22 protein-coding genes are annotated in these 24,200 nt (G+C 60.0%); 10 read left to right on the forward strand and 12 right to left on the reverse strand.

The annotated features are described in order from the left end of the window. Position 1: 1 nt before the first annotated feature. The 4 genes from AC1D06_RS29280 to AC1D06_RS29295 are packed head-to-tail and all read right to left on the reverse strand — an operon-like array spanning position 2 to position 3,143. Complete coding sequence (locus AC1D06_RS29280; RefSeq protein ID WP_477989378.1) at positions 2-370, reverse strand: DUF5615 family PIN-like protein; 369 nt, start codon at positions 368-370, stop codon at positions 2-4. Beyond that, positions 367-597: a DUF433 domain-containing protein gene (locus AC1D06_RS29285; protein WP_477989379.1), complete on the reverse strand. Its 231-nt coding sequence runs from the start codon at positions 595-597 to the stop codon at positions 367-369. Before AC1D06_RS29285 ends, AC1D06_RS29280 begins: the two co-directional genes overlap by 4 nt. Positions 598-648: 51 nt before the next feature. Continuing rightward, entirely contained in the window at positions 649-1,317 is a 669-nt protein-coding gene (locus AC1D06_RS29290) for a DsbA family oxidoreductase (protein ID WP_477989380.1), read from the reverse strand. 5 nt (positions 1,318-1,322) lie between these two features. Then, positions 1,323-3,143, reverse strand: coding sequence for an extracellular solute-binding protein (locus AC1D06_RS29295; protein WP_477989381.1), 1,821 nt, complete (start codon positions 3,141-3,143; stop codon positions 1,323-1,325). 250 nt (positions 3,144-3,393) lie between these two features. Between AC1D06_RS29295 and AC1D06_RS29300 the strand changes: the two genes are divergently transcribed. Then, positions 3,394-4,011 (forward strand): invasion associated locus B family protein, encoded by a 618-nt coding sequence (locus AC1D06_RS29300; RefSeq protein WP_477876947.1) that lies wholly within the window; start codon positions 3,394-3,396, stop codon positions 4,009-4,011. A 181-nt stretch (positions 4,012-4,192) separates the two neighbouring features. On the opposite strand, the gene gltA is transcribed toward AC1D06_RS29300, so the two are convergent. Then, positions 4,193-5,482 carry a citrate synthase gene (gene gltA / locus AC1D06_RS29305; protein ID WP_477989383.1) on the reverse strand — a complete coding sequence of 430 codons (1,290 nt, stop codon included), beginning with the start codon at positions 5,480-5,482 and terminating at the stop codon, positions 4,193-4,195. A gap of 297 nt (positions 5,483-5,779) precedes the next feature. On the opposite strand from gltA, the gene AC1D06_RS29310 reads away from it, so the two are divergent. After that, complete coding sequence (locus AC1D06_RS29310; RefSeq protein ID WP_477989384.1) at positions 5,780-8,206, forward strand: ComEC/Rec2 family competence protein; 2,427 nt, start codon at positions 5,780-5,782, stop codon at positions 8,204-8,206. 20 nt (positions 8,207-8,226) lie between these two features. Here AC1D06_RS29310 and AC1D06_RS29315 read toward each other — a convergent pair whose 3' ends face one another. From AC1D06_RS29315 to AC1D06_RS29335, 5 genes are read right to left on the reverse strand one after another with little or no spacing between them, the layout of a single operon-like run. Continuing rightward, on the reverse strand, positions 8,227-9,444 hold the full coding sequence (locus AC1D06_RS29315; protein ID WP_477989386.1) for a molybdopterin molybdotransferase MoeA: 1,218 nt from the start codon (positions 9,442-9,444) through the stop codon (positions 8,227-8,229). Further along, positions 9,444-9,941, reverse strand: coding sequence for a cyclic pyranopterin monophosphate synthase MoaC (moaC, locus tag AC1D06_RS29320; protein WP_477876943.1), 498 nt, complete (start codon positions 9,939-9,941; stop codon positions 9,444-9,446). The genes AC1D06_RS29315 and moaC overlap by 1 nt, the downstream gene beginning before the upstream one ends. Then, positions 9,938-10,750 (reverse strand): indole-3-glycerol phosphate synthase TrpC, encoded by an 813-nt coding sequence (gene trpC, locus AC1D06_RS29325; protein ID WP_477989388.1) that lies wholly within the window; start codon positions 10,748-10,750, stop codon positions 9,938-9,940. The genes moaC and trpC overlap by 4 nt, the downstream gene beginning before the upstream one ends. A 9-nt stretch (positions 10,751-10,759) precedes the next feature. Continuing rightward, complete coding sequence (trpD, locus tag AC1D06_RS29330; protein ID WP_477876941.1) at positions 10,760-11,770, reverse strand: anthranilate phosphoribosyltransferase; 1,011 nt, start codon at positions 11,768-11,770, stop codon at positions 10,760-10,762. A gap of 8 nt (positions 11,771-11,778) precedes the next feature. After that, positions 11,779-13,659 carry a peptidylprolyl isomerase gene (locus AC1D06_RS29335; RefSeq protein WP_477989390.1) on the reverse strand — a complete coding sequence of 627 codons (1,881 nt, stop codon included), beginning with the start codon at positions 13,657-13,659 and terminating at the stop codon, positions 11,779-11,781. Between the two features lie 252 nt (positions 13,660-13,911). Between AC1D06_RS29335 and ytfQ the strand changes: the two genes are divergently transcribed. From ytfQ to glmU, 7 genes are all read left to right on the forward strand, one after another. Next, positions 13,912-14,874: a galactofuranose ABC transporter, galactofuranose-binding protein YtfQ gene (gene ytfQ, locus AC1D06_RS29340; protein ID WP_477989394.1), complete on the forward strand. Its 963-nt coding sequence runs from the start codon at positions 13,912-13,914 to the stop codon at positions 14,872-14,874. A 126-nt stretch (positions 14,875-15,000) separates the two neighbouring features. Beyond that, positions 15,001-16,536, forward strand: coding sequence for a sugar ABC transporter ATP-binding protein (locus tag AC1D06_RS29345; protein ID WP_477989396.1), 1,536 nt, complete (start codon positions 15,001-15,003; stop codon positions 16,534-16,536). Then, positions 16,533-17,537 carry an ABC transporter permease gene (locus AC1D06_RS29350; protein ID WP_477876937.1) on the forward strand — a complete coding sequence of 335 codons (1,005 nt, stop codon included), beginning with the start codon at positions 16,533-16,535 and terminating at the stop codon, positions 17,535-17,537. Before AC1D06_RS29345 ends, AC1D06_RS29350 begins: the two co-directional genes overlap by 4 nt. Then, a complete protein-coding gene (yjfF, locus tag AC1D06_RS29355) occupies positions 17,534-18,499 on the forward strand; it encodes a galactofuranose ABC transporter, permease protein YjfF (RefSeq protein WP_477989398.1) in 966 nt (321 codons plus the stop codon). Before AC1D06_RS29350 ends, yjfF begins: the two co-directional genes overlap by 4 nt. Positions 18,500-18,511: 12 nt before the next feature. Further along, positions 18,512-19,285: a FadR/GntR family transcriptional regulator gene (locus AC1D06_RS29360; protein ID WP_477876935.1), complete on the forward strand. Its 774-nt coding sequence runs from the start codon at positions 18,512-18,514 to the stop codon at positions 19,283-19,285. A 72-nt stretch (positions 19,286-19,357) separates the two neighbouring features. Continuing rightward, positions 19,358-20,668 carry a hemolysin family protein gene (locus tag AC1D06_RS29365; protein ID WP_477989402.1) on the forward strand — a complete coding sequence of 437 codons (1,311 nt, stop codon included), beginning with the start codon at positions 19,358-19,360 and terminating at the stop codon, positions 20,666-20,668. 52 nt (positions 20,669-20,720) lie between these two features. After that, on the forward strand, positions 20,721-22,079 hold the full coding sequence (glmU, locus tag AC1D06_RS29370) for a bifunctional UDP-N-acetylglucosamine diphosphorylase/glucosamine-1-phosphate N-acetyltransferase GlmU (RefSeq protein ID WP_477989404.1): 1,359 nt from the start codon (positions 20,721-20,723) through the stop codon (positions 22,077-22,079). Positions 22,080-22,133: 54 nt separating this feature from the next. On the opposite strand, the gene lexA is transcribed toward glmU, so the two are convergent. Together lexA and AC1D06_RS29380 are read right to left on the reverse strand one after the other, a co-directional pair. Then, positions 22,134-22,853, reverse strand: coding sequence for a transcriptional repressor LexA (lexA, locus tag AC1D06_RS29375; RefSeq protein ID WP_477989406.1), 720 nt, complete (start codon positions 22,851-22,853; stop codon positions 22,134-22,136). A gap of 332 nt (positions 22,854-23,185) precedes the next feature. After that, a complete protein-coding gene (locus tag AC1D06_RS29380) occupies positions 23,186-23,722 on the reverse strand; it encodes a helix-turn-helix domain-containing protein (RefSeq protein WP_477989408.1) in 537 nt (178 codons plus the stop codon). A 276-nt stretch (positions 23,723-23,998) separates the two neighbouring features. Between AC1D06_RS29380 and AC1D06_RS29385 the strand changes: the two genes are divergently transcribed. Continuing rightward, positions 23,999-24,200: hypothetical protein (locus AC1D06_RS29385; protein ID WP_477989409.1), on the forward strand; the 202-nt coding region annotated here is incomplete at its 3' end.

Here is a 24,200-nt window from a genome sequence, read left to right on the forward strand (position 1 = left end):
TTTATTCACCAAGCGGCAATAGTCGCAGGCGCGTGCGCTGCGGATCGATCGTCAGCAGCGCGCCCGCTTGAAGTTGATCGGCAGACTGCTTCAAGGCCATCGCGACTGCGATACCAATGCTTTCCGGCCTCAGATTGTTGGATCGAATTTGAATCACGCTCGGCTCACGGCCATGCGTTACAGCCAGGATCGAACCGAAATCGAGATCGTTCGTCAAGACGTGGTAGCTGTGATCCGCGGCATAGCGCATTATATCAATATCCCGCGCAGCAGCCGATCCGACTTGTGACCAATGCACCGCCTCGATATCCCCAGATCGTAGAAACGCCGCCCAACTTGGTGAGAGGTTCATGTCGATCAAGATTTTCATGACTCTGCGAATGCGATTTCCCGCTCTTCTGAGCGCCATGCAGCGTAAAGCAAAGCCTGCTTTATATCGTCAGCCTCAAGATAGGGGTAATCTTGAAGTAACTCTTCTGGTGTCAGACCGGCACCGATCTGCCCGACAATCATACCGACCGTTACCCGCATGCCGCGTATGCACGGCCGTCCGCCCATGACGTTCGGGTCTTGAGTAATGCGATCCAATTTTTCCATTGCGGCCTCGACGATATTCGAAGCAGATTTTAACCGAAACCCAATCCGAAGTCACTCTGCCGCTTGCGTCTTCATCTCGGCGATCTGCTTGAGTGCGGTGGCGAATGCCTCGACCGACTGCGCCCCGGTCACCGCATATTGATGCTCGAAGACGAAGCAGGGCACGCCGGTGACGCCCATGCGCTGCGCATGCGCGATCTCTCCCTTGATAAGATCGAGATCGCTGCCGTCCTCCAGCCGCTTTTCGACGGTGCGACGATCCATGCCCATGTCGGTGGCGATCTGCAGAAGGACGGCACGGTCACCGACATCGAGGCCGTCGACGAAATTGGCCTTGAACAGCGCCCGGGAAATCTTGTCCTGCATGTCATGGCCCAGCAGGCCGGCCCAATGGATCAGGCGATGGGCGTCGAGCGTATTCGGGAAGCGCCTGGCTTTATCGAGCGCGAAAGGCAGGCCGATTTCGGCGCCCATCTTGGTCAGCATTTCATGCGAGCGGCGCACCTGGTCGGCACCACCGATCTTCTTGGCGAGATAGTCGAACGTGTCGAAACCACCCGGCGGCACGTTCGGTTCGAGTTGGTAGGGTTTCCAGGTAATATCGGCGCTGATTGTGTCCCTCACCTCGTCCAGCGCAAGCTTCAATCTTCCCTGGCCGAGATAGCACCAGGGACAGACCACGTCGGAGATGATTTCGATATCGATATGCTGCTTGTCCATGAACCCTACTGAACCCTTTTGTCCCACCATGTTTGGAACTGTGCGCCGTATAATGGCAAATAATCCGGATGGCCGATATAGTTCCATCGCGCAACCCACTGTTCACCAATGAAGAAGAGCGGGATGACATAGTGGCCGTTGAGCAGCAGGCGGTCGAGCGCGCGGATGGCGGAATTGAAGTCGTCCGTCTCGCGCGCCGCGACGATCGCCTGGATCATCTGGTCGATATCCGGATCGGCGACACCGGCCATGTTTTCTGATCCCGGCACTTCGCGATAGGAAGAACCCCAGCGACTGACCTGTTCGATGCCAGGCGACAGCGACGCCGCATAGGTGCGGAAAATCATGTCGAAATCGAAGGTCTGGCTGCGCTGCTGATATTGCGCGTCTTCGACCGAACGGATTGAAATGACGATTCCGAGAGCTGCAAGACTGCGCTGATAGCTAAGAGCGATGCGAGTCTGATCCGGACTCTGGCAGAGGATTTCGAAGGCGAGCGGCGTGCCTTTCGCATCGCGCATCTTTCCGTCCTTGATGCTATAGCCGGCGGCCGTGATCAAGTCATAGGCCCGCTTCAGCACCTTGCGGTCGCGGCCGGAACCGTCGGTGACCGGCAGCCTATAGGTGCCGGCCAGGATCGCTGGGTCGATCTCGTCCTTCGCCGCGCCCAGCAGAGCAAGTTCCTTGGCGCTGGCCGGATGATCTTCGCTGGAGAGATCGGAATTCTGCCAGAAGCTTTCGATGCGCGAATAGGCATTGTCGAACAGCGTCCTGTTCAGCCATTCGAAATCGAAGGCGATCATCAGACCCTCGCGCAGTTTTTCATTGGCGAAGAGTGGCCGGCGGGTGTTGAAGACCAGCGAATAGGTATTGGCCGGCAAGCGCAGCTTGAACGCGTCCTTGACGACATCACCGCGTTGCACAGCCGGGAAGTTATAGGCGCCTTGCCAATTGTTCGGCGCGCCTTCCTTGTAGATATCGACTTCACCTTTCTTGAAGGCCTCGAACAGCGTGTTCTCTTCGAGAAAATATTCGATCGAGATCTGATCGAAATTGTTGAAGCCGACCATAGAAGGCAGGTCCTTGCCCCAATAATTCGGGTCGCGCTCGAAGAGGATCTTTTCACCCGGCCGTACCTGTTTGATACGGTAAGGGCCGGAGCCCATGAGCGGCGTCAATGTGGTTTGATCAAAGCCGTCGACCTTCGTCGCGTGCTTCGGCAGCACCGGCGACAGCGCCAGAAGCAGCGGCAATTCCCTTGTGGCGGTCTTGGACAAGGTGAAGCGGACAGAATGTTCGCCGATCTTCTCCATCTTTTCGACCAGGACTTTCCCGCCTGCGACCAACCGGGTGGAGAAGGGAGGAGCGCCCTTGTCGCGCAGGAGTTCGAAAGTGAAGATCACATCGTCGGGCGTAACCGGCTGGCCATCCGCCCACTTCGCCTTGGGGTTCAGGTTGAACTGGATGTAGGTCCGGGCATCATCCCATTCAACGCTCTCCGCCAGCAGGCCATACATGGTGAAGGGTTCGTCACGAGACCGCATCATCAGCGATTCGAACACAAGGTTGCCGAGTTCCGGGTCCCAGAGGCCGCGCGCGGTGGTACGCTTGCCCTTGAGGATGAAGGGATTGAGGTTGTTGAACGTGCCCATCACGCCGAACGCCAGCCGGCCGCCTTTCTTTACGTGAGGGTTTATGTAAGGGAAGGCCTTGAAGTCCGGCGGCAGCGCCGGATTGCCACGCATGGCGATGCCGTAGAGCGCTTCGCCGGCAAGCACCTGGGCCGGAAAGATCAACAGGAACAGGGCCACAAGCAGTTTCAGCACAGCAATCGACCTTGAAAAACACGAGTCACGCTTCGAGACTAGCAACAGTGCGGCATATATCCAACTTGTGGTGTGGCATTTCTGAAATATTCGTCGCGGCCTCAAAGAAAGGCTGGATATCTTGGAGGCGGCGATGTAACAGGGGCGCCAATAACACGGGTCATGTATTTGCCTCAATTGACCGGCAGGAGGGCTCCGGCTGAACGGCCGGGAGCACTGGCCTCACAGAGATCAGGAGACGGGATAGAATATGAGCTTCACCATCAAGACCGCCGTGCGCGCGACCATCGGAGCCGTGGCCTTTGCGGCGACTGCGTTCACCATGCCGGGTTACGCTTCCGCTCAGCAGACGCCGCAGGGCTGGTTCAAGCTCTGCGACAAGCAGGATGACAGCACCGTCTGCTCGGTGCGCAACGTCCAGACCGCCAATACCGGACAGTTGATCACCGCCGTGGCGCTGGTCCTGGTCACCGGCAAGATCAACCGCAAGTTCATGCAGGTTTCGGTGCCGACCGCGCGTCTCGTCCCGCCGGGCGTGCTGATGCAAATCGACAATTCGAAGGGCAACAAGCTGGAATACGGCGTCTGCATGCCCGACATGTGCATCGCCGAAATGCCGCTGACCGACGCGATCATCAACAACATGAAAAAGGGTCAGGAAGTTGTGTTCACCTCGGTGAACTTCCAGCGCATGCCGAACCCGATCAAGATGTCGCTCGAAGGCTTCAAGGCGGCCCTCGATGGCCCGGCCATGGAGCAGTCCAAGATGGTGGAGACCCAGAAGAAGCTGCAGGAAGAAATGCAGAAGAAGGCTGAGGAAGCCCGCAAGAAGCTGGAAGAAGCCCAGGACAAGGCCAAGGCGCAGTAATTGCTGCCTGCCGGCAGTCTGCCAGCTTCGGATATTGGAACAGAAAAGGCCGCGATCGCGGCCTTTTCCATTTCAGGCGATATCGGATCTTCGCCGGGCAACAGATCCGAATTCACATGGCAGTCGAGGAAAAGGGCCATGTCGTTTCCGACACGGCCCTTTCGATTTGCTGGCAGAGCGCTCAGCGCTTGGAGACGTGCACGTAGTCGCGTTGCGGCTCGCCGACATAGAGCTGGCGCGGCCGGCCGATGCGCTGGTCCGGATCCTCGATCATCTCGTTCCACTGGGCGATCCAGCCGACGGTACGGGCGAGCGCGAACAGCACGGTGAACATCTCGGTGGGGAAGCCCAGGGCCTTGAGCGTGATGCCCGAATAGAAGTCGATATTCGGATAGAGCTTCTTCTCGATGAAGTATTCGTCGTGCAGCGCGATCTTTTCGAGCTCCATCGCCACTTCGAGCAACGGATCGTCCTTATGGCCGAGTTCGCCGAGAACTTCATGCGTCGTCTTCTGCATGATCTTGGCGCGTGGGTCATAGTTCTTGTAGACGCGGTGGCCAAAGCCCATCAGGCGGAACGGGTCGTTCTTGTCCTTTGCCTTGGCGACATATTGCGGGATGCGGTCGACGGTGCCGATCTCGCGCAGCATGTTGAGCGCGGCTTCATTGGCGCCGCCATGCGCCGGGCCCCAGAGGCAGGCAATGCCGGCGGCGATACAGGCGAAGGGATTGGCGCCTGACGAGCCGGCAAGACGCACGGTCGAGGTCGAAGCATTCTGCTCATGGTCGGCATGCAGGATGAAAATGCGGTCCATGGCGCGGGCCAGAACCGGGTTCACCACATATTCCTCGCAAGGAACGGCAAAGCACATGCGCAGGAAGTTCGACGCATAGTCCAGATCGTTCTTCGGATAAACGAAGGGCTGGCCGATATGATACTTGTAGGCCATGGCGGCGAGCGTCGGCATCTTGGCGATCATGCGCAACGAAGCGACCATGCGCTGGTGCGGATCAGTGATGTCGGTAGAGTCGTGATAGAAGGCCGAGAGAGCGCCGACGCAGCCGCACATGACCGCCATCGGATGAGCATCACGGCGGAAGCCGGTGAAAAAGCGGCTCATCTGCTCATGCACCATGGTGTGGTGAACGACGCGATAGTCGAAATCCTTCTTCTGGCTGGCGGTCGGCAATTCGCCGTAGAGCAAGAGATAGCAGACTTCGAGGAAGTCGCCGTGTTCGGCAAGCTGTTCGATCGGATAGCCGCGATGCAGCAACACACCTTCATCGCCATCGATATAGGTGATCTTGGATTCGCAGGAGGCGGTCGACGTGAAGCCCGGGTCGTAGGTAAAGGCCTTGGCGGTTTTATAAAGGGGCGCAATGTCAATGACGTCAGGGCCGATGGTGCCGGATCGCACTTCGAGATCGACCTGCTTGCCGTCAATTGAGATAGACGCTTTCTTATCAGCCATAATTTCCTCCGTTCAAGGATAGGCAGGCAGCAAAAAGCTGCCACAATTAGAGTGGGCTTTCGCGGACGAATATCTGATAAACACAAAGAATTACCAGAGTCTGTTGTTGCGTTGCCGTAACAGGTTTTGGCACTGCAATAAGCGGAAATCAAAGAGAATCTTCTTCACTAGAATTTTAATCGATTGAACGCGCCGGTCACACCCAGTGCGCGAAAAATCGCATGAATCGCAGTTGCCAATTCCGAATCCGGGCTGCAGTCTCTCTGTTAAGAAATCGGGCGATTTCACGACATTATTATGACAAGCGGGCTCGCAAACGAAGCACAGCGGGAAGATATTGAATCGGTCGACGCGTTCGATCTCGATCTGCTTCCCAGTGCATTGAACCGGCCGGCACCGGTCGTCGATCGACCACCGAGAGCCCGTATAGAACAAGCCGTTGCCGTGGTGGTCATGCGCTCGCGCGCCTTCGCCTCGGATGGTTTCCGGCTGGAACGCGAGTTCGGCCATCTGTTCCACTGGACGCCGGTCTTTCTGGGAGCCGGTGCCGCGTGGTGGTTTGCGCTGGACCGTACGCCAGCCGTGGCGCCGACCTTGCTGCTCTGCATCGGCGCGGCTGTGGCATGGTTGATCCTCGGCCCCTGGCGGCCGGCATTGCGTGCAATTGCCGCAGCCGCACTGCTGATGACAGCCGGCGCCTTGCTGGCCGCCTGGCAGACAGCGCGGGCCGACACGGTGATTCTCGACGGGCCGGTGACGACGACGGTCCGCGGGATAGTCATCGCGCGCGAAGTGGATTCCCGCGGTCGCTGGCGCTACGAGATCAACTTGGTCGAGACGGAAAAGCCGCGGCTGAAGCGGGCGCCGCAAACCATCCGGGTGACCTCGCTCGGCCATGATCCGCCATTGGCGATCGGTGCGACGATCGAGGGCAGGGCGCGTCTTTCACCGCCTTCCGGCCCGGCTCTGGCGGGCCTCAATGATTTCGCCTTCGACAGTTATTTCGATGGGCTCGGTGCGTCCGGCTTCTTCTACGGCAAGCCGAAAGCGTGGGCAAACGCGCCGCCCATCTCGCAGTCGCTGACCGACAAGACAATGCAGGTGATCGACTCGGTGCAGATCGACATCAGCGCGCGAATCCGGTCCATCCTGCCCGGAGACACAGGCGCTTTCGCGGCGTCGATGGTCACTGACGACCGGCACGCCATGTCGCCGGAAACTACAGAAGCACTGAGGCTCGCCGGCCTGACGCATATTATTGCTATTTCCGGGCTCAACATGGCGCTTGCGGCCGGTCTTTGCTTTGTCGGGCTGAGGCTTCTGCTCAGCCTGTCCCAGGAATTCTCGCATCGATGGCCGGTCAAGAAGATCGCGGCAGCCGGCGCATTGGTGACGGTGACGCTTTATTATCTGATCTCGGGCTTTTCGGTATCGGCCGAGCGCGCCTATATCATGATGGCGATCATGCTCACGGCGGTATTTTTCGACCGGCCGTCGATCAGTCTGCGCAACATAGCGCTTTCCGCCATCGTCATCGCAGTCGCCTCGCCATCTGCGATGATCGGGCCGGGTTTCCAGATGTCCTATGCCGCCACGCTGGCACTTGTGACCGGATATTCCACGCTGCAGCGGCGAATGCAGTCCATGACACCGATCAGCGGAATTCCGCTGTTGCGCCGGCTGATGCCGGCTGCCCGCTTCATGGCCGGCGTGTTCATGACCTCACTGATCGGTGGACTGTCGACCGCCCTGTTTTCAATCGAATATTTCAACCGCATCGCCACCTGGGGACTGCCGGCGAACCTGCTTGCCATGCCTGTCATCTCCCTCGTCGTCATGCCGGCAGCGATTGTGGCGCTCTTTGCCCTGCCTTTCGGGCTCGAATGGCTGCCGGTGAAGGTGATGGGCTATGGGCTGGATTTCGTTATCGCCATGGCAAAATGGATCGCCGTCCAGCGTGGAGAATGGATCACCGGACAAATCCCCGCCTGGCTGTTTGTCGGCATGACTTTCGGCCTGATCACACTCGCCATCATGCGCTCGCATCTGCGCTATGCCGGTGCCGTCGTCTGCATCGTCTTGCTGGCAGTGCATCTGGCACTTCCCGCTGCGCCGAAGCCAAGTCTCATCATCTTTGAAGACGGCAGCCTTGCCGGCATCGTCGACGGCGAGACGGCGGCCGTCAGCGAGAGCAAGCCCTCAGACTTCATCCTTCAACAGTGGCAAAGGGCGTTGAAAGTCAACACCGTGGTAAAGCCCGATGCGATTGCTGCCTCGAAACTAGGCGCGCCGACCACGAAGGCCAACAAGCGGCAACGACTGACTCAGGATGAGATCAACCAAGCCAAAAAAGATATTGCAAAGGCACTCGCCAAGACACCGGCCGGCCACTTCGCCTGTGCGCAGAAACAGTGGTGCGTCGCGACGACCGCCAGCGGGCTGGTGATCATCATCGCGACCAATGCCGGCTTGACCGGGGCCGCCTGTGACCTCGCCGATATCGTCGTCACGCCGGCGCGGCTGAAATGGTCGGATTGCCGGTCGGGAGCTCAACTTTTCACCGGCCAGACACTACGCAAAACCGGTTCGCTCGAGGTCTATGTGGTTGAAAAGGACGATGGCCCGCCGACCGTCACTGTCGTGGGCGCCATAGACGGCAAATCGCGGGCATGGATGCGGCATCGCCGTTATGACTGGCATACCGACACGTTCGCGGAAAACTGATGCCTGGGCGTCCAATTCGCTCAGATGTCGCGGAGCATCATCACATCGCAGTCCGCACCAGCCGGCAGCGATGTCGCGTTCGGCGGGCGAATGACGAGCGCGTCGGAAAGCGCAAAAATCTTCATCTGCGAGGAATCCTGCTTGCCGAAGGATGTGACACAGAGGACGCCGTCTGCGTTTCGGCTGGCTGTGGCGCGCAGATAGTCCTGGCGGTGGTCGTTGGCCGACAGGGGAGTCGTTGTCATCGCCATGCGACGCCTCGATGGCGCTTGGCGATGCGCCAGCTTGGCGATCAGCGGTTCGAGAAAGAGGAGGGCGCAGACCATGCTCGACACCGGATTGCCCGGCAGTCCCAGCACATGCATCGGCCCMAGCGAACCGACCATCAGCGGCTTGCCCGGCCGCATGGCGATGCGCCAGAAATCGAGCTGCATGCCGATATTCTTGAGCGCCGGCTGCACGAGGTCGTAATCGCCGACGGAGGCGCCGCCGAGCGTCACCAGCACATCCGCACCCGCTTCGACCGCCGTGCGCGCCGCACCGGCAATCGCCTCGGGTTGATCCAGCACAATGCCGAGATTGATCACCTCCGCGCCGGCTGCCAGCGCGAGCGGTGTAATGGCGTGAATGCTCGACGCGACGATCTGGTGCTCGCCAAGTGCGCTGCCGGGCGGCAGGAGTTCGTCGCCGGTGGCGACGATGGCGACCAGCGGCTTGCGGTAGACATCGAGCGCAGGGTGGTTCATCCCGGCTGCGACCAGGAGCCGGCCGGGATCAAGCACCAGCCCGGCCCGCAGCACGACGTCGCCTTCGGCAAAATCCTGGCCGCGCGGCCGGACATGCCGGCCCGCTTCGGGCGAAAAATTGTTTTCGATGAAGCCGCCGTCGATGACAGTGGCGTCTTCCTGCAGAAGCACGACATCCGCGCCCGCCGGCATCGGTGCGCCGGTGAAGATGCGGACGGCCTCACCAACTGCGACCTGTCCGGAAAAACCATGTCCCGCCGCCGATTCGCCGATCACCTTGAGCTTTTGTCCGACCGTCGTCACATCTGCCGAGCGAAGCGCGTAGCCATCCATGGCCGATCCATCAAAGGGCGGCTGCGTCAGCAGGGCCGCGACCGGTCTCGCCAAAACGCGGCCTTCGGCCGCCTTCAGTGGCACCGATTCGCTCGCCTCGGTAGGACGGGCCTTGTCGAGTAGGCGCCGCAGTGCATCTTCGACAGGCAGCAGCGCCATCAGTTTTCCAAGTCCGTGCGTGAAAAATCGCCTGACTTGCCTCCCGTCTTGCTCTTCAGCCGGATGTCGATGATTTCCATGCCTTTGTCGGCCGCTTTAGCCATGTCGTAGATGGTCAGACAGGCCACCGTGACGGCGGTCAGTGCTTCCATTTCGACACCGGTCTTGCCGGTGAGTTTTGCCATTGCCTCGACCCGCAGTCCCGGCAAGGCCGGGTCGGGGACGATGTCGACCGAGACTTTTGACAGCATCAGCGGATGGCAAAGGGGAATCAGATCCGAGGTCTTCTTGGCGGCCATGATGCCGGCGATGCGAGCCGTGGCGAGCACATCGCCTTTCTTGGCATTGCCGGACAGTATCAGATCGAGGGTCTTGGGCTGCATGCGGACCGCGCCTTCGGCAACCGCCGTGCGGACCGTTTCGGCCTTGTCGCCAACGTCGACCATATTCGCTTCCCCGCCGGCGTCGATATGGGTCAGGCGGGGCTCCATCGTCATTCCGCGGCAGCAGCGCGGTCGAGGCCAAGAAGCGTGCGTGTCGCCGCCGTCACATCATCCTTGCGCATCAGGCTTTCGCCGACCAGGAAAGTGGTGATGCCGGAACGGCTGAGCCGGGCGCAATCGTCATTGGTGAAGATGCCGCTTTCACCGACCAGCAGCCGGTCGTCCGGCACCAGTTTCGCCAGCCGTTCGGACGTCGCGAGATCGACCTCGAAGCTGCGGAGATTGCGGTTGTTGACGCCGAGCATCTTCGAATTGAGCTTCAAAGCCCGCTCCGTTTCCTCTTCGTCATGCACCTCGACCAGCACATCCATGCCGAGTTCAAAGGCGGCATCCTCCAGCGCCTTCGCTTCGTCATCGGAGAGCGAGGCCATGATGATCAGGATGCAGTCGCCGCCCCAGGCCCGGGCCTCGTAGACCTGGTAGGGGACGAACAGGAAATCCTTGCGCAAAGCCGGCAGCGCACAGGCGGCACGGGCTCGGGTGAGGAATTCCGGCGCACCCTGGAAACTCGGCCCATCTGTCAGCACCGAGAGGCAGGCCGCGCCGCCGGCCTCGTAGGCGCTCGCCAGTGCTGGCGGGTCGAAATCGGGGCGAATCAAACCCTTGGAAGGGCTCGCCTTCTTGATCTCGGCGATGAGGCCATAGTCGCCAGCCGCCTTTTTCGCCTGCAACGACTTCAGGAAGCCGCGCGGCGGTTCGACGCCGGCGATCCTAGCCTTGAGCTCGGCGAGTGATACCGTCGCCATCGCGGCAGCGATTTCGTCGCGCTTATAGGCTTCGATCTTCTGGAGGATATCGGTCATGACAATCCCTCACGCATTCGAAACGACGATCAACCGCTCCAGCGCGGCCTTGGCAGCACCAGTTTCCAGCGAATGCTTTGCCATAGCGACACCTTCCATCAGGTTGGCAGCCCTGCCGGCAATGACGAGGGAAGCCGCGGCATTGGCGACAGAGATGTCGCGATAGGCATTCTCGGCGCCTTCGAGCACGCCCATCAGGGCGGCTGCGTTGTGGACACCATCGCCGCCGCGAATTTCCGCGAGGTCGATCTGCTGCATGCCAAAATCCGCGGGCGTCAGCGTGAATTCGCGGATATTGCCATTCTCCAGCGCTACCACGGTGGTCGGGCCGGTCAGCGTGATCTCGTCAAGGCCGGAACCGTGCACGGCCCAGATATGCGTCGAGCCGAGGTTCTTCAGCGCTTCGGCGATCGGCCGCAGCCATTGCTCGGAATAGACGCCGAGCAGTTGCCGCCTGACGCCGGCCGGATTGGAGAGCGGTCCGAGCAGGTTGAAGATCGTGCGCGTGCCGAGTTCGATTCGGCTGGGTGCCACGAAGCGGATCGCCGTGTGGTGCCCCTGCGCGAACATGAAGCCGATGCCGGCATCGCGGATGCAGCTGCCGATCTGCTCGGCCGAAATATCAAGCTTGACGCCGAGCGCCGAAAGCGCGTCCGCCGTCCCCGATTTGGAACTCTGCGCCCGGTTGCCATGCTTGGCGACCGGCACGCCGCAGCCTGCGACGATGATCGAGGCGAGCGTCGAGATATTGTAGGTATGGGCGCCGTCGCCGCCGGTGCCGACGATGTCGACGGCATTTTCGGGGGCCTCGACGCGCAACATCTTCGAACGCATCGTGGTCACAGCGCCGAGAATCTCGTCGACGGTCTCACCGCGCACGCGCAGACCCATCAGCAGCGCACCGATCTGGCTTGGCGTCGCCTCGCCGGACATCATGATGTCGAAAGCCTGACAGGCTTCTTCGTAGGAGAGCGGATTGCCTGCGGCAACCTTGGCGAGGAAGGGCTTTATGTCCGCCATCGTTCCTCCTACCGGACCATGAGCTGGTTGACGAGCTGCCGGTTGACGCGGGAGCTGTATTCCAGTGCGAGTTCATTCACCATCTGGTCGAAAATATCCTGACCGGCGCTGGCAGCGCTCTGCTTCACCTGGCTCGTCGTGTCGTCGAGCGCGTCGCTCTGCGGCGTGTCGTTGACCTCCGTGACCTGCAGCACGATCTGGCCGTCGCCGCCGGGCGCATTCGTGACGAAGCTATCCGGGCCGCCGAAAGCGGCGTTGACAGCCGCCGTGCCGAGCACGTCGTCCTGCGTGGTGCGCTTGATGTCGGATTTGTGCTCGACCGCAAGCTTGAGGCCGGTCGCAACATCGGCGATCTTGGCGCCGCCGGTGATCTGCTTGGTAACTTCCTCGGCCTTCTTTGCCAGCGCGAGCTTGACCTGTTCGGCGGTCCAGTCGGCGACGACCTTGTCCTTGACCTCTTCGATCTTGCGGTCCCGGGCCTGTGTGACGCCATCGACCTGGAACCAGACATAACCGCCATCATCGAGCGTGAGCGGCAGGGGCTCGACACCTTCGTCCGTCTTGAAGGCCTCCGGCAACAGCTTGGCCGGAACATCCTTGATCTCGCTGCCCTTCATGTCCTGGCCCTCGGAATCGATGGCTGCCAGGGTCATGGTCTTCAATTTGAGCTTCTTGGCCACTTCCGGCAAGGTCGAGCCGGAGGCACGATCATCCTCGAACTTGTCATAGACGCTCTGGATGTCGTCATTGGCCTGGACCAGCGCCAGCTGCTTGCGGATGTCATCCTTGACATCATCCAGGGACTTGACCACTTCCGGGCGAATATTGGTGATGCGCAAGATGACCGGACCGAGGAGGCCGTCGACGACGGGCGTAACGCCGCCATCCTTGGCCACGGCGAAAGCGGCTTCGCCCATTTTCGGGCTCGGCATCTTGTCCTTGGTGAAGTCGCCGAGCAGCACGTCGGTCGGGGTCTTGCCCTGTTCAGTGACCAACTGGTCGAAGTTCGCGCTGCCCGCTGTCAGCTTTGCCTCAGCAGCTTCGGCCGAGGCCTTGTCTGCGAAGGAAAGCTGCTCGATGGTGCGCGTCGCCGGCGTGCGGTAGCTATCCTTGCGCTTGTCGTAGTCATCATTGACCTGCGCGTCCGAGATTGCTGTTGGATCGGAAATATCCGCTGGTTCGAGCTTGACATAGGTGATCTTGCGATATTCCGGCGCCTTGTATTTCGCCTTGTTGGCCTCGAACCACTTGTTCAGCACGTCGGTGGCCGGCGGCTTGATCGGGTCGATATTGTCCTTGGTCAGCATCAGATAATCGATACCACGGCGCTCATTGGCATAGGTCTGCAGCGCATCGACGAGTGTCTTCGGAGGTTCGAAATCCTTGGTCAGCGCATCAGCGATCTGGGTACGGACCGCTTGCTTGTTGGCGATCTGGATCCAGTCGTTGACAGGGATCCCAACATTCCGCAACACCCCTTCCATCTGATTGCGACTGAAGGCACCGGTTTCGTCGTGGAAGGCCGGCTCCTGTTGGATCACCTGCAGCAGCCGTTCCTGGGACTGTCCGAGTTTCATATTGCTCGCCAGTTGATCGAGTGTAGCACCGGATATGAGCTGGCTGAGCACGTTGTTTTCAGCGCCGAGAGCTCTGGCCTGATCCGCCGTCAGGCGCATTCCGAACTGCTGTGACAGCCGTCCAAGTTCGTTCCTGAACGCGAACGCGAACTCGATATTCGAGACCTTCTGATCGCCCACGACGACCACGGCGTCAGAAGCAGAATTGAAGATCGAACTGTGGACGCCCCAGATACCGAACGCGCCGACGAGGAGGAGCATCAGCCCCTTGGCGACCCAGGTTTTCGCGGCCTTACGCAGTAGTTCGAGCATCTCTTCCCAAAACCTTTGTTCCTGGCGCGCGACAATCGCGCACGACAACATCGCCGTTCCCAGAGGAGCGGCGGCAGAGACAGTGCTTTTAGCGATTGGCGGGCAGGGGTGGCAAGCGCAAAGTTCCGATGTCGACAGGAAGCCGGCGAATAAAAAAGTATGACTTTTCAAAAATATCAGCTTTACAAAAATAATATCGTATGATTTTTCTTGAACTCGCTGCAGCTCGCAGCGATTTTTGGGAGGAAATCCATGACTTTCTTGAAAGCACTCGCGGGTGCTACGGCGCTCGCTGTCACCATGTTCGCGGCGTCTCAGGCGGCGGCCTTGACCGTTGGCTTCTCGCAGATCGGCTCGGAATCGGGCTGGCGCGCCGCCGAAACCACCGTCACCAAGCAGGAAGCAAAGAAGCGCGGCGTCGACCTGAAATTCTCCGACGCGCAGCAGAAGCAGGAAAACCAGATCAAGGCGATCCGCTCCTTCATCGCCCAGGGCGTCGACGCAATCTTCCTCGCCCCGGTGGTCGCCACCGGCTGGGATGACGTGCTCTCCGAAGCCAAGGACGCCAATATTCCCGTCATCCTGCTCGACCGCAAGGTCGACAGCAAACCCGACCTCTACCTGACCGCCGTGACCTCCGACACCGTCTATGAAGGCAAGGTCGCCGGCAAGTGGCTGGTCGACAATGTCGGAGCCAAGAAGTGCAACATCGTCGAACTGCAGGGCACGACCGGCTCGTCGCCGGCCATCGACCGCAAGAAGGGTTTTGAAGAAGCGATTGCCGGCCACGACAACTTCAAGATCATTCGTAGCCAGACGGGCGACTTCACCCGCACCAAGGGCAAGGAAGTGATGGAAAGCTTCCTCAAGGCCGAGAACGGCGGCAAGAATATCTGCGCGCTCTATGCCCATAACGACGACATGGCTGTCGGCGGCATCGAAGCGATCAAGGAAGCCGGCCTGAAGCCGGGCAAGGATATCATCGTCGTGTCGATCGACTCGATCCCGGATATCTTCAAGGCGATGGCAGCCGGCGAATCCAACGCCACAGTCGAACTGACGCCGAACATGGCCGGCCCGGCCTTCGATGCCCTCAATGCCTATCTGAAGGACAAGAAGGTTCCGCCGAAGTGGATCCAGACGGAATCGCACCTCTATACGCAGAAGGACGATCCGATGAAGATCTACAATGCCAAGAAAGACCTTGGCTATTGATCAGCCCTGATCGGCGTTTCGCCGGCGCTCTGTCGCCGGCGAAACGTGAAGACTTGCCATGACCGGCGCGCCGCGACGTCGAGCACATTTTATGCTATGAGTCCGGTCGGCGGGGGGAGCCATATCATGCCTGAAGGCCAAGCTATTTCATCCGCGCCGGTCCTGGAAGCGCGCGGTATTTCCAAGCAGTTCCTGGCCTCCAAGGCGCTCGATGGCGTCGATTTCTCGCTGATGGGCGGAGAGGTTCACGCATTGCTGGGCGAAAACGGCGCCGGCAAATCGACGCTGATCAAATGCCTTACGGGTGCCTATCACCGCGACGGCGGCGAGATTCTGCTTGCCGGACAGCCTRTCGATCCSCGCAACACGTTCCATGCCCAAAAGCTCGGCATCGGTACGGTTTATCAGGAGGTCAACCTCCTGCCCAATCTGTCGGTCGCGGAGAACCTCTATCTCGGGCGCCAGCCCGTCCGCTTCGGCATGACCCGGACTGGCGAGATGGTACGTCTGTCACGCGCGCTGCTGTCCGAATACGGCCTGGATATCGATGTCAGGCTGCCGCTTTCAAGCTTTTCCGTCGCCGTGCAGCAGATTGTCGCGATCGCCCGCGCGGTGGACCTTTCCGGCAAGGTGCTGATCCTCGACGAACCGACCGCCAGCCTCGACGCCCATGAAGTCGAGGTGCTGTTTTCCATCGTCCGCCGACTGAAGAGCCGCGGCCTCGGCATCATCTTCATCACCCACTTCCTCGAACAGGTCTATGCGATCTCGGACAGCATCACCGTGCTGCGCAATGGCCGGCTAGTGGGCATGCGCAGCACCGCCGAACTGCCGCGCAAGGATCTGGTGGCGATGATGCTCGGCCGCGAACTCGCGGAACAGGAAAAGCACGATCCGGCCGAAGTGCGGAAGGGCGGCGCCGTTCGTTTCCGCTTCAAGCAGATCGGCCGTCGCGGCAGGGTGTCGCCTTTTGACCTCGATATCGCCGAAGGCGAGGTCGTCGGGCTCGCCGGCCTTCTCGGTTCGGGGCGGACGGAAAGCGCGGAAGTCATGTTCGGCGCCCGGCCGGCCGACCAGGGCACGATCGAGATCGACGGCAAGCAGGAGCGGATCGGTTCGCCGGAAGCCGCGATCGCGCATGGCTTCGGCTTTTGCCCCGAAGACCGCAAGACCGACGGCATCATTGGCGATCTTTCGGTTCGTGAAAATATCATTTTGGCGCTGCAGGCACGCCGTGGCTGGGCGAGGCCCTTGCCTCGCTCCGAACAGAATGCGCTTGCCGACCGCTACATCAAGGCTCTGGATATCCGCACAGATGGCCGTGAAAAGCCGATCAAGCTGCTTTCCGGCGGCAACCAGCAGAAGGCGATCCTGGCCCGCTGGCTCGCCACCGATCCGCGCCTGCTGATCCTCGACGAGCCGACCCGCGGCATCGATGTCGGCGCGCATGCGGAGATCATCAAACTGATCCGCGATCTCTGCAGCCGCGGCATGTCGCTGGCAGTCATCTCGTCGGAAATCGAGGAACTGATCGCCTATAGTTCACGCATCCGCGTGCTGCGCGACCGGCAACATGTCGCCGAACTCAGCGGCAGCGAGATGACGGCGGCCGGCATTGTCGACGCCATTGCCGCCACGCATGAAAAAGGACAGGCTGCATGAAGGACGGCGCCCTACTGCGGCGATTGTTGCCACAAATCCTGACGCTCGCGGTCGTGCTTCTGCTGAACGTCATTCTGTTTCCGGATTTTTTCAATATTTCCATTCAGAACGGCCGGCTTTACGGCAGCATTATCGACGTGCTCAACCGCGGCGCGCCCGTTGCGCTGATCGCCATCGGCATGACACTGGTGATTGCCACGCGCGGCATCGATCTGTCGGTCGGCGCAGTGATCGCCATTTGCGGTGCGGTGGCCGCCGCCGCGATCACCGCAGGCTATTCGCTCTTCGCCACGATCGCGTTTGCTTTGCTGCTGGGTCTGGCCTGCGGCCTATGGAACGGGTTCCTTGTCTCGATCCTCAACATCCAGCCGATTGTCGCCACACTGGTGCTGATGGTCGCGGGTCGAGGCATCGCTCAATTGATCACCGCCGGTGCCATCCTGACTTTTGACGATGACGGACTGATCTTCGTCGGCAGCGGCTCGGTCTTCGGCCTGCCCATGCCGGTGGTGATCTGGATTGTCTTCGGCCTGCTGGTGACGCTGCTTGTGCGCAAGACGGCGCTTGGGCTGCTGGTCGAGGCGATCGGTGTCAATCGCCAGGCAAGCCAGCTCTCCGGCGTCAAGACAACAGCGCTGCTGATCGCGGCCTATGTGCTGACCGGGCTTTGCGCCGCGATTGCCGGCCTGATCGTCGCCGCCGACATCAAGGGCGCCGATGCCAACAATGCCGGTCTCTGGCTTGAGCTCGATGCGATCCTGGCGGTCGTCGTCGGCGGCAATTCGCTGCTTGGCGGCCGGTTCAGCATCCTTGGTTCGCTGCTGGGTGCCATGATCATTCAATCGGTCAATACCGGCATCCTCACGTCCGGCTTTCCGCCGGAATACAACCTGATCATCAAGGCCATCATTATCGTGATCATCCTGGTCATCCAGTCGCCGCGCATGTCCGAAATCTCGCAGTTCATTGCCTCTCGCCGCCGCGGGGAGGGCACGCGATGAGGGCGAAATACCTGCCATTGATTGCCACCGTCCTGATCTTCCTGGTGGCTTATGCTCTTTGCATCGCACAATATCCCAACATGCTGTCGACCCGCGTGATCGGCAACCTGCTGACCGACAACGCTTTCCTGGGCATCGCCGCCGTTGGCATGACTTTCGTGATCCTGTCTGGCGGCATCGACCTGTCGATCGGCTCGGTGATCGCCTTCACCGGCGTGGTGATTGCGGTGCTGCTGCGCGACACCGGCATCCATCCGCTTGTCGCCTTTCTGATCGCGCTTGTCATTTCGACCCTGTTCGGCGCGGCGATGGGCGCGATCATCCACTATCTCGAGATGCCGCCTTTCATCGTCACGCTGGCCGGCATGTTCATGGCCCGAGGCTCCTGTTACCTGCTGACGAACGATTCGATCCCCGTCGAGCATCCTTTCTATAAGGAACTGAAATCCTTCTATTTCAAACTGCCCGGCGGCGGGCGGCTGACCCTGATCGGCATGGTCATGCTGGCAGTCTTCGTTGTCGGCATCATCATTGCGCACCGGACGCGATTTGGTACCAATGTCTATGCCTTGGGCGGCGGCGCGCAGACGGCCAAGCTGATGGGTGTTCCTGTCGGCAGGACCACGATTGAGATCTACGCACTGTCCGGTTTTCTCGCCGGCCTGTCGGGCATCGTCTTCTCTCTCTACACCTCGGCCGGCTATTCGTTGGCGACTGTAGGAGTCGAACTCGATGCGATTGCGGCTGTCGTCATCGGCGGCACGCTGCTGACCGGCGGGGCAGGCTTTGTGGCCGGCACGCTGGTCGGCATCCTGATCCAAGGCCTGATTCAGACATACATCACTTTCGACGGAACGCTATCGAGCTGGTGGACGAAAATCGCCATCGGATTCTTGCTATTCGCCTTTATCCTCATGCAAAAAGGAATATTGCTGGTGTCGAGGATAAAAAAAGAAACCTGAGGAGGGGTCACATTGCGCAGGGGGGTGCTTGAAGCCGCCATATCCGGCAAACGGACGAGGACGAGCCATTCACAGGTGGTCGATGAGCTCGGCCGGGCGATTATCGCCGGAGAATATCCGGTCGGCGCGACGCTGCCGGGTGACGTCGACCTGGCGCAGCGGTTCAAGGTGTCGCGCACTGTTTTGCGCGAAGCAATGAAGACGCTCGCCGCCAAAGGCCTGATCGTGCCGCGGGCCCGCATYGGCACGCGCGTCACCCCCAAGACGCAGTGGAACCTCTTCGACAGTGACGTGCTGAGCTGGCATTTCGACCGTGGGGCCGACCAGGAATTCCTCGATCACCTGAGCGAGATCCGGCTCGCCTTCGAGCCCTTCGCGGCATCGTTGGCAGCCCAGAACGCCACCGAGGATGACATCAAGGAACTCTACCGCTTCGCCGAAGAAATGGGCGCCGCCCATCACACGCCGGAGACGCTCGCTGTCGCCGACCTTAAATTCCATCTCTCCATCGCCGAGGCGTCACGCAACCCCTTCATGCGCACCGTCGGCAGTCTGATCGAGGCGGCACTGGTAGGTGTCTTCAAACTGTCGTCGCCGGCCGAGGCGGGCAGCCGCCGCGAGGAAGTGTCGGAAGCGCATACGCAGATCGTCGACGCAATCGCGGCACGCGATGCCGAAGGCGCAGCGGAGGCCATGCGCAAGGTTATCCTCACCGGTCGCAACCGGGTCCGCAGCGCCATCCAGGCGCTCAACACGGATAGCTTTCCGCCGCTGTCGAGCGGCTAATTCCCAGACGCGTCTTGAAGATTAAGCGCCACCGCTTTAGTTTATGGTCCAATTGCAATTGGCGCCCCCCTTGTGACTGAAATCATCGTCATCTTCGTCTTGTTCGTCATCAATGCGTTTTTCGCGATGTCGGAACTGGCCATCGTCTCCTCGAGCAGGCCGCTCCTCCGCCAGATGGCCAAGCAGGGAAACGAGCGCGCGGCAACTGCGCTCAAGCTCGCCGAGGATTCCGGCACCTTTCTATCGACCGTGCAGGTGGGCATCACGCTGGTCGGCATCGTCGCCGGCACATATGGCGGCGCCTCGGCCACCGAGCGGCTCGGACCGGTCCTCAATCAATACCCGCTCATCGCGCCTTATGGCCATGTACTGGCCGGCATTGTCGTCGTCACGGTGATCACCTATTTTTCGGTGATCATCGGCGAACTACTGCCGAAGCAACTGGCGCTGCGCAATCCCGAGCGCATTGCCGTCGCGGTCGCCGGCCCGATGTCTGTGCTCTCGAAGATCACCGCTCCCTTCGTCTACCTGTTCGAAATGTCGGCACGGCTGGTGCTGAAGCTGTTCGGCATGGCAGCCGGTGACAACGAGGAGGTCACCGAGGCGGAAGTGCACGCCGTGCTGGCCGAGGGCGCGGAGAGCGGCGTATTCGAGAAATCCGAACATGAAATGCTCCGCCGCATCATCTCGCTCGCCGACCGGTCGGTGAAATCGATCATGACGCACCGGACGGAGATGGTCTCGCTCGACATCAAGGACACGCTCGACGACGTGGTCGAAGTGGTGCGCGAAGCCGGCCATTCGCGCTACCCGGTCATCGACGGCAGCCCTGACAAGGTGGTCGGCGCGGTGCGCGCCAAGGACATCCTGCGCGCTTCGCTGTCGCCGCGCAGCTTTCTGATGAAAAATTACATGCAGGAGATACCGACGATTCCGGAAATGACGAATTGCCTCAGGGCGTTCGAAATGTTCAAGGCGTCGAACGTGCATATGGCTGTTATCGTCGATGAATACGGCTCGACCGAGGGCATCGTTACGTCTGCCGATCTGCTCGAAGCGATCGTCGGCATTCTGCCGTCCAACTACGACGATGTGGATGACATTCAGATCCGTGAACGCGATGACGGCTCATGGCTGATCGACGGTCGCACGCCCGTCCATGAGATCAAACTGGCTTTCGGCCTCGACGATCTCTCCACCGAGRACGGCTACGAGACGATTGCCGGCTTTGTCGTCCAGAATCTCCGCAAGAATCCGGAGGAGGGCGACAAGCTCGATCAGTATGGCTACCGCTTCGAAGTGATCGACATGGACGGCCGCAGGATCGATAAGATCCTGATGATGAAGATTGGTCGTCCGACTGCTGCGCAAGAAGCCAGTTGATCGATTTTCACACGCTCTGATATTCCGTCGCAAACAACCCGGGAGAATCAACATGGCCGATCGCGTCCTGGCAGTGGTGCTGGCGGCAGGCGAGAGCAAGCGGATGAACTCCGCCAAGTCGAAGGTGCTGCACACGATCGGCAACCTGCCGATGATCTCGCACGTGATGCTGGCGCTCGGCCGCAGCGGTGCTGACTGCATCGCGCTGGTCGTTGGCCGCGATGCGGAGCCGGTCGTGGCCGCAGCGTCCGGGTCCGGTATCGAGGTCCGCGCCTTTGAACAGGCCGAGCGGCTCGGCACAGGCCACGCTGTGCTGGCGGCGCGCGGCGAAATCGAAAAGGACTACGATCAGATCCTGGTCGCCTATGGCGACGGGCCTCTGATCGAACCCGCACCGCTGATCGAAGCGCTGGAGAAAGTGCGCGCCGGCTATGATGTCGCGGTCGTCGGCTTCGAAACCGACAAACCCACGGGCTATGGACGCCTGCTTACCAAGGACGGCGAGCTCGTCGCCATCCGCGAGGAAAAGGACGCGACAGAGGCCGAGCGGAAGGTCACCTTCTGCAATAGCGGCATCATGGCGATCGATGGCCGCAAGGCTTTGTCGCTGCTGACGAAAATCACCAATAACAATGTCAAGGGCGAGTATTACGTCACCGACATCATCGAAATCCTCCACCGCGAAGGCGGCAGGGCGGCGACGGTCGAAGCGCCGAGCGACATGGTTGCCGGCTGCAACAACCGGGCGGAACTCGCCGAACTCGAAGCGATCTGGCAGAAGAAGCGCCGTCATCAGTTGATGCTCTCGGGCGTGACGATGATCGCGCCGGAAACCGTCTTCCTGTCGCATGACACGCGGATCGGCCGCGACACTGTGATCGAACCGAATGTCTGGTTCGGTCCCGGCGTCACCGTCGATAGTGACGTCGTCATCCACGCCTTCTCGCATATCGAGGGCGCCCATATTGCGCCAGGCGCAAGCGTTGGTCCGTACGCACGGCTGCGGCCTGGCGCAGACCTGGGCGAAAAGGCCAAGGTTGGCAATTTCTGCGAAGTGAAGAATGCCGCGATCGGCGAGGGCGCCAAGGTCAATCATCTGAGCTATATCGGCGATGCCATCATCGGCGCGCGGGCGAATATCGGCGCCGGCACGATCACCTGCAATTATGATGGCTTCAACAAGTTCGAAACCCGGATCGGCGCCGACGCATTCATCGGCTCGAACAGTGCACTTGTCGCACCGGTGACGATCGGGGCAGGGGCGCTGACCGCCTCCGGCAGCGTGATCACCGAGGATGTTCCGGATGGCGCCGCCGGCTTCGGCCGCGCCCGTCAGGTCAACAAGGAGGGCTATGCGATCGCGATCATGGCGCGCAACAAAGCGCTCAAGGAATCAAAGAAGAAGAAATGATATTAAGCCGACGCAGGCGAGGCTGCTCGCCGCGCGTCAACCGATCGCCGCTTGTCAGTGATAGCGGCGGATGAGTCCGACCAGCTTGCCCTGGACCTTGACGCGATCCGGCCCGAAGATGCGAGTTTCGTAAGCCGGATTCGCGGCCTCAAGCGCAATGGAAGCCCCTTTGCGGCGGAAGCGCTTGAGCGTCGCTTCCTCGTCGTCGACGAGCGCTACGACGATGTCGCCCGGGCTCGCCGTGCTGCCGTTGCGGATGATCACCGTGTCGCCATCGAGGATGCCGGCCTCGATCATCGAATCGCCTTTGACCTCGAGCGCATAATGTTCGCCGCTGCCGAGCATGCCGGCCGGGACGGAAATATCGTGGGTGATGTTCTGGATCGCCGAAATCGGCACACCGGCGGCGATGCGGCCCATAACAGGGATTGCCACCGCTTCACCGGAGTTCTCGTTGGCTGCCGGCTTCGGCGCGGGCGCCGGCTGCACCTTGCCGAGCGAGCCTTCGATGACGCTTGGATTGAAACCCTTCTGCGGCGGCTTGATGCTCGGCGAATAGGCCTCGGGCAGCTTGATGACTTCGAGCGCCCGGGCACGGTTGGGAAGCCGGCGAATGAAACCACGCTCCTCCAATGCCGTGATCAACCGGTGGATGCCGGACTTCGAGGCCAAATCGAGCGCATCCTTCATCTCATCGAACGAAGGGGGCACGCCGGACTCCTTCATCCGCTCATGGATGAACAGTAGAAGTTCCTGTTGTTTTCTCGTCAGCATGGACGTCCCCTTGGGAATCGTGAAACAAATCTCGAACAAACACTATATGTTCCATGTATGTTCCGCAAGGGTTTTAAATATGGTTAACGCGTGGAGGCGCGAAAGATATTTCGGAATGGCTGTCAGAGCTATTCTGGAATGAAAATGGCAACGCACCTTTGTTTTCAAAGGATAATTCGCGGAAAAATAGTGTTACCAATCGCCAGATTGAGCAACACCAAATTCTTCATTCCAGGATAAATATTAAGTCATTGTTTTAAATTAGTTTATTGAGCAACTAGCGGAATTGGTGAACGGAGCATTCTGGCGATTGAGCAACAGATTGAGCAACCCTAGATAATACGCTCGTCCTCCCACCACGGCGGAGGCGGAGCATCGAATTCACCTACGGCATACTCGGTGACCAGTGCTTTGTAGATGTCCTGAGGCTTGATCAAACCGGATTTCAGCCATTTGTCCCGAGATGCCTTGATCCGAGTTACGTACTCACCGACCCAAATGTGGATCGTCGCTAGTTGGTCATCCGTCAACCCGCCAGCAAGCCTCCGGTCGGGTTCGGACTTGGAGTTTGCAAGCTCGTGACGCGTTGCGAGCAATGCTAGCCAGAGATCTTCCTTGTCAATCTCAAGGGGTTTGTCAGTAAGACCGTGTCGCCCGACCGTTTTGGGCTCTCCGCTGCCCGACATCAACCAGTCTAGGGAAACTGTACCTCCAGAGAGCATTTCGGATAGGTATTTTGCTGGCACTGACGCCCGGCGCCTCCATGCCGCAATGGTACTTCTTGATACCCCGAGATAGTCGGCAAGCTCTTGATCCTGCTTGAGATTCAATGCCTGCTTTGCTCTCGCGATTATACCGACGACATCCATGGTGCACAAAATGTCACTTTTCTGTTTGACTAGTGACAAAATGTAACTTACATATTGTCACATGACTAATGTGCACAGGGCGATTTGCAATGCAAGTGGCTGAACGATTTGATTATCCCACGGTGCGCGCCGCCTTTATCATTCGCGGTACCTCTTTTTCCCGCTGGTGCTTAGAAAACGGCGTCTCCAGGGCGTGGGCAATCGCGGTCTTGAACGGAGAACAAGACGGTCCCGCCGCGCGCGCTCTGCGCGCAAGAATAGTGGAGGCCGCTTGCTGTGAGCGGGACTAGCAGACACATTCTCTCGTCCGATCTCGCTCGTCTGGCGAGTATCTCGCCTCAGCGCATGCGCCTCATATGCCAAGAGTTCGAAAACCGCACGCGTACCGACTGGTGCGGTGCGGCCTTGAAAATCAAATTGCTTCATGGTCGCGGCGGCAAGTCAGGCAAGCTCTACACCATTGAGGTCTCCAGCCTTC

It is taken from the genome of Rhizobium sp. P2_G2, from assembly GCF_056403555.1.

What these genes read in the sequence shown, in the direction of transcription:
- AC1D06_RS29280 (WP_477989378.1), bottom strand. Translation starts at nt 370, where the DNA reads ATGAAAATCTTGATCGACATGAACCTCTCACCAAGTTGGGCGGCGTTT.
- AC1D06_RS29285 (WP_477989379.1), bottom strand. Translation starts at nt 597, where the DNA reads ATGGAAAAATTGGATCGCATTACTCAAGACCCGAACGTCATGGGCGGA.
- AC1D06_RS29290 (WP_477989380.1), bottom strand. Translation starts at nt 1,317, where the DNA reads ATGGACAAGCAGCATATCGATATCGAAATCATCTCCGACGTGGTCTGT.
- AC1D06_RS29300 (WP_477876947.1), top strand. Translation starts at nt 3,394, where the DNA reads ATGAGCTTCACCATCAAGACCGCCGTGCGCGCGACCATCGGAGCCGTG.
- gltA (WP_477989383.1), bottom strand. Translation starts at nt 5,482, where the DNA reads ATGGCTGATAAGAAAGCGTCTATCTCAATTGACGGCAAGCAGGTCGAT.
- AC1D06_RS29310 (WP_477989384.1), top strand. Translation starts at nt 5,780, where the DNA reads ATGACAAGCGGGCTCGCAAACGAAGCACAGCGGGAAGATATTGAATCG.
- moaC (WP_477876943.1), bottom strand. Translation starts at nt 9,941, where the DNA reads ATGACGATGGAGCCCCGCCTGACCCATATCGACGCCGGCGGGGAAGCG.
- trpC (WP_477989388.1), bottom strand. Translation starts at nt 10,750, where the DNA reads ATGACCGATATCCTCCAGAAGATCGAAGCCTATAAGCGCGACGAAATC.
- trpD (WP_477876941.1), bottom strand. Translation starts at nt 11,770, where the DNA reads ATGGCGGACATAAAGCCCTTCCTCGCCAAGGTTGCCGCAGGCAATCCG.
- AC1D06_RS29335 (WP_477989390.1), bottom strand. Translation starts at nt 13,659, where the DNA reads ATGCTCGAACTACTGCGTAAGGCCGCGAAAACCTGGGTCGCCAAGGGG.
- ytfQ (WP_477989394.1), top strand. Translation starts at nt 13,912, where the DNA reads ATGACTTTCTTGAAAGCACTCGCGGGTGCTACGGCGCTCGCTGTCACC.
- AC1D06_RS29350 (WP_477876937.1), top strand. Translation starts at nt 16,533, where the DNA reads ATGAAGGACGGCGCCCTACTGCGGCGATTGTTGCCACAAATCCTGACG.
- yjfF (WP_477989398.1), top strand. Translation starts at nt 17,534, where the DNA reads ATGAGGGCGAAATACCTGCCATTGATTGCCACCGTCCTGATCTTCCTG.
- glmU (WP_477989404.1), top strand. Translation starts at nt 20,721, where the DNA reads ATGGCCGATCGCGTCCTGGCAGTGGTGCTGGCGGCAGGCGAGAGCAAG.
- lexA (WP_477989406.1), bottom strand. Translation starts at nt 22,853, where the DNA reads ATGCTGACGAGAAAACAACAGGAACTTCTACTGTTCATCCATGAGCGG.
- AC1D06_RS29380 (WP_477989408.1), bottom strand. Translation starts at nt 23,722, where the DNA reads ATGGATGTCGTCGGTATAATCGCGAGAGCAAAGCAGGCATTGAATCTC.